Source organism: Mesorhizobium waimense, from assembly GCF_003601975.1.
GTDB classification, from domain to species: Bacteria; Pseudomonadota; Alphaproteobacteria; order Rhizobiales; family Rhizobiaceae; genus Mesorhizobium; species Mesorhizobium waimense.
The window spans coordinates 66,940-78,784 of the sequence record NZ_QZWZ01000029.1 but is presented as its reverse complement, the minus strand read 5'-3'; the positions used below and the strand labels follow the sequence as shown (position 1 = coordinate 78,784).

The window sequence follows — 11,845 nt, the reverse complement described above, 5'->3', positions numbered from 1 at the left end:
CGGACCGCGCGCAGAACGGGACGAAACCAGCTCCAGACGCTGGCCCGCAAGGCCGTGACGCGGGTCGATCACCGTCAAATGAGACACCACCCGGTCGAGAATGGCGGCGGCCTCTGATGTTTGGATCTCCGGCAATCCGGGACCAGCCCCGGCTGGTCATCGGTGAATGGCGGCCGATCCAAGAGGCTCGTCAGGCCGCTTTTCGCGGCCCACCGACCCGGAGTATCACACCGCCGGTGGGTTTAGCCGGGCGAAACCTTCCTGGCGCCAATAGGGGAAATAGGGGTAGGGCGCGGTGACTTCGCTTGCGGCATCGAGCCTCTTCATCTGCTCGGAGGTGAGCGTCCAGCCGACGGCGCCGAGGTTCTGGCGCAGCTGCTCTTCGTTACGCGCGCCGATGATGACGGAGGAAACGGTCGGACGTTGTAGCAGCCAGTTGATGGCAATCTGCGGCACGGTCTTGCCGGTTTCGCCGGCGACAGCCTCCAGCGCATCGACTACCCGATAGAGATGCTCGTCCTCGACCGGCGGTCCGAAGCTCGCGGTGTCGTGCAGCCGGCTCTTTTCCGGCAAAGGCTGACCGCGGCGGATCTTGCCGGTCAAACGGCCCCAGCCGAGCGGGCTCCACACCAGCGCGCCGACGCCCTGGTCGAGGCCGAGCGGCATCAGTTCCCATTCATAGTCGCGCCCGACCAGCGAATAATAGACCTGATGGGCGACGTAGCGCGGATAGCCGCGCCTGTCGGCGAGGCCGAGCGACTTCATCACCTGCCAGCCGGAGAAATTGGAGACGCCGACATAGCGCAGCTTGCCGGCGCGCACGAGCTCGTCCAGCGTCGACAACACCTCCTCGATCGGCGTTGCGGCGTCGAAGGCGTGGAGTTGCAGGAGATCGATGTAGTCGGTGCCGAGACGCCTCAGCGCGTCCTCCACCGCCCTGATCAGCCGCGATCGCGAGGAACCGTAGTCGGCTGGTCCATCGCCCATCGGCAAAGAAGTCTTGGTCGAGATCAACACCGCGTCGCGGCGGCCCTTGACGGCCGCACCCAGCACCTCCTCGGAAGCGCCGTTCGAATAGACATCGGCGGTGTCGAAAAGATTGACGCCGGCCTCGAGGCAGATGTCGACCAGCCGCCGCGCTTCCTTGGCGTCGCTGTTGCCCCAGGCGCCGAACAGCGGTCCCGAGCCGCCGAAGGTGCCGGCGCCGAATGAAAGCACGGGAACCTTCAGGCCCGATGCGCCAAGGTGTCGATAGTCCATCTTTTTGCTCCTTGTGAGGTCGAAGGGGTGTTGTTCGAGGATCGTCACGAGCGGGCGGACGCCGGTTTGCCGAGCGCCGGGTTGCGATCGAGGCGCAGCGCCAGTGCGGCCACGGTGAGCGCCGAGATCGGCAGCAACGCCGCGACCCAGGTAATGGCGCCGAGGCCGGGGCCGTGGGTGATAACTATGCCGCCCAGCCAGGCGCCGGCGGCATTGCCGAGATTGAAGGCGGCGATGTTGAAGGAGGAAGCGAGGCTCTGTCCCGCGCCTTCGGCCTTTTCCAGCACCCACATCTGCAGTGGGGCGACGGTGGCGAAGGCGGCGGCGCCGAGCAAGCCGACATAGAGGACGGCCAGCACCTGGCTGTGCAGGGCCAAGGTCATCGTGACGAGCACCAGCGCCAGCACGACGAGACTACCGAGCACGGACGGCACCAGCCAGCGATCGGCTGCCTTGCCGCCGATGAGATTGCCGGCGATGAGGCCGCCGCCGAAGACGAGCAGGATCGGCGACACCGCCGCTTCGCCAAAGCCGCTGATCTCGGTGAGCAAGGGGGCGATGTAGGTGAAGACGGCAAAGACGCCGGCATAGCCAAGCACGGTGGTGGCGAAGCCGAGCAGGACAGGGGCGCGGCCGAGCACGGCGAGATCAGCGCGCAAGTTGCTCGCCTCAGGTGCCGCCTGCCTGCGCGGCACCAGTAGGAGAATGATGGCGAAGGCGGCGAGCCCGACCAGAGTCACCGCGAAGAAGGTCGCGCGCCACCCAAAAGCCTGGCCGAGCCAGGTGCCGAAGGGCACGCCGAGGATGTTGGCGATGGTGAGGCCGGTGAACATCAGCGCGATCGCCGATGCCTTTTTGTTGGGCGCGACCAGCCCGGTCGCCACCACCGAGCCGACGCCGAAGAAGGTGCCGTGGGCAAAGGCGGTAAGCGCGCGGGCGCCCATCAGCGTCCAGTAGTCGGGGGCTAAGGCGCAGGCGAGATTGCCCACGGTGAAGATCGCTATCAGCGCCAGAAGCACGGTCTTGCTCGGCCAGCGGCCGGTGGCGATGGTCAGGAGTGGCGCGCCGATGACGACGCCCAGCGCATAGCCGGAAATGAGCTGGCCGGCGGCCGAGATCGAGACACCGAGATCGGTGCTGACGTCGATGAGCAGGCCCATGATGACGAATTCGGTGACGCCAATGCCGAAGGCGCCGGCAGCAAGGGCATAGAGAGCAAGAGGCATGGCGGTCGTCCTGTTGGTCGCGGAAGGACGTCTGTCGCGCGTCCCGACCAGGAAGATCGTGTCGCAACCAACTGTGAACCAGCCTTGCTCGGGGCATACTTTCTGTGAAATAGATTCACGAATGGCGAGACAAGAGACAAACCGTTCCGGCGAGATCGAAGTGTTCGTCCGCGTCGTCGAGGCGGGCAGCTTTTCGGCCGCGGCGCGGGCATTGCGGATGACGCCATCGGCGGTAAGCAAGCTGATCGCGCGGCTGGAGGCGCGGCTTGGCGCGCGCCTCGTCATCCGCTCGACGCGACGGCTGCAGCTCACACCGGAGGGCATCGCCTTCCATGACAGCGGCGTGCGTATCCTTGCCGACATGGCGGCGGCCGAGCGCGAAGCGGCGGCAGGGGCAGCGCCGCGCGGCCTGCTGCGGGTCAACAGCTACGTGCCCTTCGGCCAGCACCGGCTGATTCCGCTGCTGCCGCGCTTCCTCGAACGCTATCCCGAGATTTCGGTCGACCTTGTCCTGACCGACCATGTCATCGACCTGATGGAGGAGCGCGCCGATGTCGCCATCCGCGCCGGCCCGCTCGGTGAATCGCGGCTGGTGGCACGCAAGCTCGGGCAAAGCCGGACAGTCGTGGTCGCTGCACCGTCCTATCTCGACGCGCGTGGCACGCCCCGGACGCCTGCCGATCTTGATCGCCACAACCGGATGGGCTTTCGCTTCGCGCGCCATATCGACGGCTGGCCCTTTGCCGACAAGGCGGGCCGGTCGACAGTGGTCCCGACCACCGGAAACGCGCTGGTCAGCGATGGCGAAGCGATGCGGCTGATTGTGCTTGCCGGCGCGGGCATCGCCCGGCTGGCGCGCTGGCATGTAGCGGCCGACATCGCCGCCGGTCGGCTGGTGCCATTGCTGGAGGCATTCAATCCCGGCGACGAGGAGCTGACGCACGCCGTCTATGTTGGGCAGGGCAAGCACCTGCCGGCGCGGGTGCGGGCCTTTCTCGATTTTCTGGTCGAGACCGTGCGGCTCTGAAAGACATTCGGGAGCCAGCGGCTCCCGAACGGTCAGCTTGGGATGGCCATTGCTTACGTCTTCGGTGCGAACGGCGCCGGGCGCCGGCCGGCGGCCTGCCGCTCCAACATCCAGCCGGGATATTCGGCCGGCAGGGCGCTGACCTCGTCCAGTTTGGCGAGATCGTCGGCGTCGAGCTTCAGCTCTGTCGCGGCAAGGTTCTGCTCGAGCTGCTCCGTGCGGCTGGCGCCGATGATGACACTCATCACGAAGGGTTTTGCCAGCACATAGCCGAGCGCCACAGTGGCGACGCTGACGCCGTGCTTCCCGGCTATCTCGCGCATGACGGCGACGGCGGCCCAGGCACGGTCCTCGTTGACCGGCGGGAAATTGAAGGAGGCGCGGCGGCCCTCGCCATTGCCTGGCGCGCCCGGACCGTACTTGCCGGAGAGCAGGCCGCCGGCCATTGGCGACCACACCATCAGGCCGAGCTTTTCCTCGTTGAGCAGCGGCACGATCTCGCGCTCGAGGTCGCGTCCGGCGATCGAATAATAGGATTGCACGGTCTCGAAGCGGGCAGAGCCTCTACGTTCGGCAATGCCCAGCGCCTTGGCGATGCGCCAGGCCTGCCAGTTGGAGACGCCGACGTAACGCACCTTGCCGCTGGAGACGAGATCGTCGAGCGCGCGCAGCGTCTCGTCGATCGGCGTCACCGCATCGGTGCCGTGCAGCTGGTAGAGGTCGATATGGTCGAGCTGCAGACGCTCGAGGCTGGCGTCGACCGAGTCCATGATATGGCCGCGCGAGGAGCCGCGCTGGTTCGGACCGCTGCCCATGGCGCCGTGGACCTTGGTGGCGATGACCACGTCCGACCTATTGACGCCGAGATTTTTCAGCGACTGTCCCAGCAGTTTTTCGGACTCACCGAACGAATAGACGTCGGCCGTGTCGAAGAAATTGACGCCGGCAGCAATGGACCGGCCGACGATGTCGTCGACGCCCTTCTGGTTCAGGCTGGCGATCAGGCCCCATTGGGCGTTTTCGCCGGCGGCGCCGAAGGTCATGGTGCCGAGGCAAAGTTCGGAGACGAACATCCCCGTGTTTCCAAGTTGGTTGTAGCGCATGGTGCGGCTCCGGGAGGTTGGTGATGACGTCCGGAAAATAGGAACGGCACGTTCCGTTTCAAGCGCTAGTGCAAATGACGGTCGAAAGTTGGCCATCTGGTCCCGTCGGTACTGGCAAGCGCCTCAGCGGCTGCCGAAGATTGCCGAGCCGACCCTGACGCTGGTCGCTCCGAAGGCGATGGCCGTCTCGTAATCGCCGGACATGCCCATCGACAGTTTTGCGACGCCGGCCGCCATGCCGAGCTTTTCCAGCAGCGCGAAATGCGGGCCAGGGTTCTCGTCGGCCGGCGGGATGCACATCAGGCCTTCGATGGCGAGGCCGTGGACATCGCGGCAGCGGGCGACGAAGGCGACGGCCTCGCGCGGCTCGATGCCCGCTTTCTGCGGCTCCGAGCCGGTGTTGACCTGCACGTAGAGCCTTAGTGACCGGCCCTGCCGGGCGATCTCCCTCGCCAGCTCGGCGGCTATCTTCTCGCGATCGAGCGTCTCGATGACGTCGAACAGGGCGACTGCTTCCTTCGCCTTGTTCGACTGTAGCGGACCGATCAGGTGCAGTTCGATGTCGGTGAACTCATCCCTGAGAGCCGGCCATTTGGCCTGCGCTTCCTGCACGCGGTTCTCGCCGAAGAGGCGCTGGCCGGCCTCGATCACCGGGCGGATATCGGCGGCTTGGAAGGTTTTCGACACCGCGACCAGCGTCACAGTGCCGGCTGCACGGCCGGCCTCGCGCTCGGCGGCGGCGATCCTCGTCTTGACCGTGAAAAGCTGTTCGACAGCGCTCGCCATGCCTATATCCTGCCTGTCTTTATCGTTCTCGGCCGGATCGTCGCAGTTGACGGGTCCGGCAATCCATGGTGAACACCGCGACGACATTTTCCCTGGCCGCCGGCCATTGTCCGGTGGCACGTGCCTGCTTTTAAGTGAAAAACATCCGATGGCAACCGAACGATACAATCCGCGCGCGTCAGAGCCCAAATGGCAGCAGGCCTGGGACGCCAAGAAGCTGTTCGAAGCTGATAACAACGACCCGCGCCCGAAATACTACGTGCTGGAGATGTTCCCGTATCCGTCGGGGAAGATCCATATCGGTCACACCCGCAACTACACGATGGGCGACGTGGTGGCGCGCTACAAGCGGGCCAAGGGGTTCAGCGTGCTGCACCCGATGGGCTGGGACGCCTTCGGCATGCCGGCCGAAAACGCGGCGATGCAGAACAAGGTCCATCCCAAGGACTGGACCTATGAGAACATCGCCACCATGCGCGAGCAGCTCAAGGTCATGGGCCTGTCGCTGGATTGGGCGCGCGAATTCGCCACTTGCGACGTCGACTACTACCACCGCCAGCAGATGCTGTTCCTCGACTTTGTCGACAAGGGGCTGGTGACGCGCAAATCCTCCAAGGTCAATTGGGACCCGGAGGACATGACCGTGCTCGCCAACGAGCAGGTGATCGACGGCCGCGGCTGGCGTTCGGGCGCGCTGGTCGAACAGCGTGAGCTGACGCAGTGGTTCTTCAAGATCACCGACTATGCGCAGGACCTGCTGGATTCGCTCGAAGGCCTCGACGAGTGGCCGGAGAAGGTCAAGCTGATGCAGCACAACTGGATCGGCCGCTCGGAAGGGCTGCTGATCCGCTGGCCGCTGGCCGCGCCTATTGCCGGCGAGCATGAGCTGGAAGTCTATACGACCAGGCCCGACACCATCTTCGGTGCGTCGTTCATGGCCGTCGCCGCCGATCATCCGCTGGCCAAGAAGGCTGCCGAAGACAATCCGGCTTTGGCCAAGTTCATCGAGGAGGTCCGCCACATGGGCACCTCGGTGGCAGCTTTGGAGACGGCCGAGAAGAAGGGTTTCGACACCGGCATCCGCGTCGTCCATCCGTTCGACGACAACTGGACGCTGCCGGTCTACGTCGCCAATTTCGTGCTGATGGAATACGGCACCGGCGCCATCTTCGGCTGCCCGTCCGGCGACCAGCGCGACCTCGACTTCGCCAACAAATACGGCCTGCCGGTGGTGCCGGTGGTGATGCCGGAAGAAGCCGATGCGAAAACCTTCCAGATCATCGACGAAGCCTATGACGGCGACGGCGTGATGATCAATTCGCGCTTCCTCGACGGCATGACGCCAGAGAAGGCGTTCGACGAGGTCGCCAAGCTGCTCGAGCAAAAAACCATAGGCAACCGGCCGATGGCGGAGCGCAAGGTGAATTTCCGCCTGCGCGACTGGGGCATTTCGCGCCAGCGTTACTGGGGCTGCCCGATCCCGATGATCCATTGCGAGGATTGCGGCGTGGTGCCGGTGCCGAAGGCCGACCTGCCGGTCAAGCTGCCCGACGACATCGAGTTCGACCGGCCGGGCAACCCGCTCGACCGCCACCCGACCTGGCGTCACGTCAACTGCCCGCAATGCGGCAAGGCGGCACGGCGCGAGACCGACACGATGGACACGTTCGTCGATTCGTCGTGGTACTTCGCCCGCTTCACCGCGCCCTGGGCCAACGATCCGACCGATCCCCGGGCGGCCAATGAATGGCTGGCGGTCGATCAATATATTGGCGGCATCGAGCACGCGATCCTGCATTTGCTATATTCGCGCTTCTTCACCCGCGCCATGCGCGAAACCGGCCATCTCGACCTGGCCGAGCCGTTCAAGGGCCTGTTTACGCAAGGCATGGTGGTGCACGAGACCTATCGCGTCGGCAGCGCGTCCAACGGCCGCTGGCTGTCGCCCGGCGAGGTCAGGCTCGAGGACGTCGACGGCAAGCGACGGGCCATCGAGATCGCCACCGGCGATGAGGCCGTCATCGGCCCGCTGGAGAAGATGTCGAAGTCGAAGAAGAACACGGTGAGCCCGGAAGAGATCACCGACGGCTACGGCGCCGACACCGCGCGCTGGTTCATGCTGTCGGATTCGCCGCCCGATCGCGACGTCGAATGGACCGACGATGGCGCGGCCGGCACGCACCGCTTCGTCCAGCGCGTCTGGCGCCTAGTGTCGACGGCCGCCGAATCGCTGGCCGGCACCCAGCCGGCGGCGGCGCGGGAGGGCGAGGCCGGCGCTGTTTCCAAGGTCGCGCACAAGATCCTGAAGGCGGTCGGCGAGGACATCGAGAAGCTCGCCTTCAACCGCGCCATCGCCCGCGTCTACGAGCTCGCCAATGCCTTGACCACGCCGCTCAACGAAGTGGCCGAAGGAAAGGCCGATCCGGCACTGAAAGGCGCCTGCCGGCAGGCGGTGGAGGTACTGGTGCACCTGGTCGCGCCGGTCATGCCGCATCTGGCCGAGGAGTGCTGGGAGACACTCGGCGGCACCGATATGGTCGCCGAACGGCCTTGGCCTGTCTACGATCCGGCGCTGGTCGTCGACAACGAGATCGTGCTGCCGGTCCAGGTCAACGGCAAGAAGCGCGGCGATTTGACAATTGCCCGCGACGCGGACCAAGGTGCCGTCGAAAAAGCGGTTCTGGCCCTCGACTTCGTACAGAAAGCGCTCGAAGGTAAGGCGCCCCGCAAGGTGATCATCGTGCCGCAGAGGATCGTCAATGTCGTTGCCTGATCTCGGAAAGACGACGCGTTTGCTGCGCCGTGCAGCACTGTGCGGCCTGGTCGCCTCGGCCGCGCTGGTTTCGGCCTGCACGGTGCGTCCGCTCTATTCGAACGCGCCGCTCACTGCCGGCTCGACTGTCGGCGCGGCCGCCGAATTGGCGTCGATCTCGATCAAGCCGGTCAAGACCCGCTACGCCCAGCAGGTGCGTAACAATCTGATCTTCGGCCTTGGCCAGGGCGCTGGCGAGCCGGCTTCGCCGGTCTATACGCTCGATCTCGGCGTCAGCGAACTGGTCGAATCGGCGGCCATTGTGCAGATCCAGACCGACGAGGACGAACCGACGGCCGGCACGGTGACGCTGACCGCGAACTATGTGCTGACCGACGCCAAGACCGGCGCGGTGATCGCAACCGGCAAACGCTCGGTGCCTTCATCGTTTGACAGGCCAACCCAGGAATACGCCTCCTACCGGGCGCAACTCGACGCCGAAAACCGCGCCGCGCGCGAACTGGCGGAACTGCTGCGGCTTTCGGTCGCCCAGGATCTGGTCAAGCACGGCAAGAAGGCCTGAGAGACCGTTTGGAAATTCTACTCTGGCGGCCATCTGGGGGCGTTTTCCGCGCTTCCCATATGACTCGCAAGAGCGAATTTTGACACGGTCTCTGAGCGTTGCTCGCAAACAAAAAAGGCCGGTTGCCCGGCCTTTTTTCGTTTGATGCGGATGCCTGATATCAGCCGATCTTTTGGCCGGTCTTGGCCCAGTCGGCGAGGAACTGCTCGAGGCCCTTGTCGGTTAGCGGGTGCTTGACCAGCGCCTTCAGCGTCGCCGGCGGCGCGGTGATGACGTCGGCGCCGATCAGCGCGGCCTGCTTGACGTGGTTCACGGTGCGCACCGACGCGGTCAGGATCTCGGTCTGGAAATCGTAATTGTCGTAGATCTGCCGGATCTCCTGGATCAGCTCCATGCCGTCCGAGCCGGTGTCGTCGATGCGGCCGACGAAAGGCGAGATGAAGGAGGCGCCGGCCTTGGCGGCCAGCAGCGCCTGGTTGGCGGAGAAGCAGAGCGTCACGTTGACCATGCGGTTCATCTGCGTGCGGATCGTCTTGCAGGCCTTCAACCCGTCCAGCGTCAGCGGCACCTTTATGCAGACATTGTCGGCAATCTTGGCCAGCACCTCGGCCTCGGCCATCATGTCCTTGAATTCGGTGGCCACGACTTCGGCCGAGACCGGGCCGTCGACGATATCGCAGATCTGCTTGGTGACCTCGGAAATCTTGCCGCCGGACTTCAGGATCAGCGAGGGGTTGGTGGTGACGCCGTCGAGCAGGCCGAGATCGTTCAGCTCACGGATTTCCTTGACATCGGCGGTGTCGACAAAAAATTTCATGACGGGTCTCCTGAAGATTTTTATGTGCATGGCATGCACTTTCGGGGTCGGTCTTTGCTCTAGACCAAAGTCGGGGCAAGGTCACGCCTCATGGAAGAAGATTCGCCCTTTGTCGCAGCCGCGTCCGTGCTGGTGCCGATGCCCGCCGATCGGCCCTACACATACGCCGTGCCGATCGGCATGCGCGTGGTGCCGGGCTCGATCGTGCGCGTGCCGCTGGGGCCGCGCCAGGTTGCCGGCATCGTCTGGGATGGTGTTGTCGAAAAGGTCGACGCGAAGAAATTGCGACCGATCGAGCAGGTCTTCGACTGTCCGCCGATCGACCGCGCCATGCGTCGCTTCGTCGACTGGATCGCGCAGTACACACTGTCGCCGCCCGGCATGGTGGCGCGCATGCTGCTGCGGGCGCCGGAAGCCTTCGACCCGGAGCCATGGATAGAGGGGCTGCAGCGCACGCTGCTCCGGCCCGACCGGATGACGGAGGCGAGGACACGCGTGCTGGAGACGGCCGAAGGCGGGCTCGCCTGGACGCGCTCGGGGCTGGCGCATGCCGCTGGCGTATCCTCGACCGTCATCGACGGGTTGCGAGCGCAAGGCGTTTTCGAGACCGTGATGATCCCGCCGCGACCGGTGGTCGCAGCGCCCGATCCCGCCTATGCCCAGCCCGCGCTGATGCCCGACCAGGAGGATGCGGCGGTGATGCTGCGCGCCGGTGTGTCGGCCGATGCATTTGGTGTCACGTTGCTCGACGGCGTCACCGGCTCCGGCAAGACGGAAGTCTATTTCGAGGCGGTGGCGGCGGCACTCGACAAGGGCAGGCAGGTGCTGATCCTTTTGCCGGAGATCGCGCTGACCCATGCCTTCCTCGAACGCTTCCAGGATCGTTTCGGCGCCAAGCCGGCGGAGTGGCATTCCGACCTGCCGCCGCGGATGCGCGAAAAGGTCTGGCGGCAAGTGGCGGAAGGCGGCGTGCGCGTCGTCGCCGGCGCGCGCTCGGCGCTGTTCCTGCCGTTCCGCGATCTCGGGCTGATCGTCGTCGACGAGGAACACGACCCTGCCTACAAGCAGGAGGACCGGGTCTTCTACAATGCGCGCGACATGGCGGTGGTGCGCGGCCATATTGGCGGCTTTCCGGTGGTGCTCGCTTCGGCGACGCCGTCGGTCGAGAGCCGGGTCAATGCGAGCCAGGGCCGCTACAACAGGGCTGTGCTTTCGGGGCGCTTTGCTGAAGCCGCGCTTCCCGACCTGAAGGCCATCGACATGCGGCGCGCGCCGCCAGCGCGCGGCGGCTTCCTGTCGCCGCTGATGCTCGACCAGATGAAGCGGACACTGGAGCGGCAGGAACAGTCACTGTTGTTCCTCAACCGGCGCGGCTATGCGCCCCTGACGCTGTGCCGGGTCTGCGGTCATCGCTTCGGCTGCCCGGTCTGTTCTGCATGGTTGGTCGAGCACCGCTTTCGCGGCCAGCTCGTCTGCCACCATTGCGGCCACAATGAGCGCCGCCCAGAGGCCTGCCCGGAATGCGGTACGCTCGACCATCTCGTCGCCTGCGGGCCGGGTGTCGAACGCATCGCCGAAGAGGTGGTTACGCATTTCCCGGACGCCCGCACCATCGTCTTGTCGTCCGACCTGATGGGCGGGGTGCGGCGGCTGCGGCTCGAACTCGAGGCAATCGCCAATGGCGAGGCCGACATCGTCATCGGCACGCAGCTGGTCGCCAAGGGCCATAATTTCCCCAACATGACGCTGGTCGGCGTGGTCGACGCCGATCTCGGCCTTGCCAATGGCGATCCGCGCGCCGCCGAGCGCACCTTCCAGCTGCTCAGCCAGGTGACGGGGCGTGCCGGCCGCACCGGCAAGAAGAGCCTCGGCCTGCTGCAGACCTTCCAGCCCGAGCATCCGGTGATGCGGGCGATCGTCTCCGGCGATGCCGAGGCTTTTTACCAGCGCGAGATCGCCGAGCGCGAGCGGGCGGCATTGCCGCCGTTTGGCCGGCTCGCCGGTGTCATCGTCAGCGCGGTGACGCGGGCGGAAGCGGAGGGCCATGCGCGGGGCCTCAGGCGCGCTGCGCCTCAAGCCACCGACCTGTTCGTGCTCGGGCCTGCGGAAGCGCCGCTGTCGCTGCTCGGCGGACGTCATCGCTTTCGGCTGCTGATCCAGGGCGAGCGGCGCGCCGACATGCAAGGCTTCATCCGCGCCATGCTGGCCGAAGGGCCGAAGCTGCGTGGCTCGGTGCGGGTGCAGGTCGATATCGATCCGCAGAGCTTTTTGTGAGATTGATCGAGTAAACT

At 65.5% G+C, this 11,845-nt stretch carries 9 protein-coding genes; 4 read left to right on the top strand and 5 right to left on the bottom strand.

Going from position 1 to position 11,845, the window contains the following annotated elements:
- Positions 1 to 225: 225 nt before the first annotated feature.
- Together D3227_RS28255 and D3227_RS28250 are read right to left on the bottom strand one after the other, a co-directional pair.
- Positions 226 to 1,260: an aldo/keto reductase gene (locus D3227_RS28255; RefSeq protein WP_120017543.1), complete on the bottom strand. Its 1,035-nt coding sequence runs from the start codon at positions 1,258 to 1,260 to the stop codon at positions 226 to 228.
- 44 nt (positions 1,261 to 1,304) lie between these two features.
- On the bottom strand, positions 1,305 to 2,486 hold the full coding sequence (locus tag D3227_RS28250) for an MFS transporter (protein ID WP_120017524.1): 1,182 nt from the start codon (positions 2,484 to 2,486) through the stop codon (positions 1,305 to 1,307).
- Positions 2,487 to 2,607: 121 nt separating this feature from the next.
- On the opposite strand from D3227_RS28250, the gene D3227_RS28245 reads away from it, so the two are divergent.
- A complete protein-coding gene (locus tag D3227_RS28245) occupies positions 2,608 to 3,513 on the top strand; it encodes a LysR family transcriptional regulator (RefSeq protein ID WP_120017523.1) in 906 nt (301 codons plus the stop codon).
- A gap of 53 nt (positions 3,514 to 3,566) precedes the next feature.
- Here the strand turns inward: D3227_RS28245 and D3227_RS28240 are convergent, their stop codons facing one another.
- Positions 3,567 to 4,616: an aldo/keto reductase gene (locus tag D3227_RS28240; protein WP_120017522.1), complete on the bottom strand. Its 1,050-nt coding sequence runs from the start codon at positions 4,614 to 4,616 to the stop codon at positions 3,567 to 3,569.
- A 123-nt stretch (positions 4,617 to 4,739) separates the two neighbouring features.
- Positions 4,740 to 5,402 (bottom strand): YggS family pyridoxal phosphate-dependent enzyme, encoded by a 663-nt coding sequence (locus D3227_RS28235; RefSeq protein WP_120017521.1) that lies wholly within the window; start codon positions 5,400 to 5,402, stop codon positions 4,740 to 4,742.
- A gap of 148 nt (positions 5,403 to 5,550) precedes the next feature.
- Here D3227_RS28235 and leuS point away from each other — a divergent pair, with 148 nt between their 5' ends.
- Together leuS and lptE are read left to right on the top strand one after the other, a co-directional pair.
- Complete coding sequence (gene leuS / locus D3227_RS28230; protein WP_120017520.1) at positions 5,551 to 8,175, top strand: leucine--tRNA ligase; 2,625 nt, start codon at positions 5,551 to 5,553, stop codon at positions 8,173 to 8,175.
- Positions 8,162 to 8,737, top strand: coding sequence for an LPS assembly lipoprotein LptE (gene lptE / locus D3227_RS28225; RefSeq protein WP_120017519.1), 576 nt, complete (start codon positions 8,162 to 8,164; stop codon positions 8,735 to 8,737). The genes leuS and lptE overlap by 14 nt, the downstream gene beginning before the upstream one ends.
- 160 nt (positions 8,738 to 8,897) lie before the next feature.
- On the opposite strand, the gene fsa is transcribed toward lptE, so the two are convergent.
- Complete coding sequence (gene fsa / locus D3227_RS28220; RefSeq protein WP_120017518.1) at positions 8,898 to 9,554, bottom strand: fructose-6-phosphate aldolase; 657 nt, start codon at positions 9,552 to 9,554, stop codon at positions 8,898 to 8,900.
- Between the two features lie 90 nt (positions 9,555 to 9,644).
- On the opposite strand from fsa, the gene D3227_RS28215 reads away from it, so the two are divergent.
- On the top strand, positions 9,645 to 11,828 hold the full coding sequence (locus D3227_RS28215) for a primosomal protein N' (protein WP_120017517.1): 2,184 nt from the start codon (positions 9,645 to 9,647) through the stop codon (positions 11,826 to 11,828).
- Positions 11,829 to 11,845 lie beyond the last annotated feature (17 nt).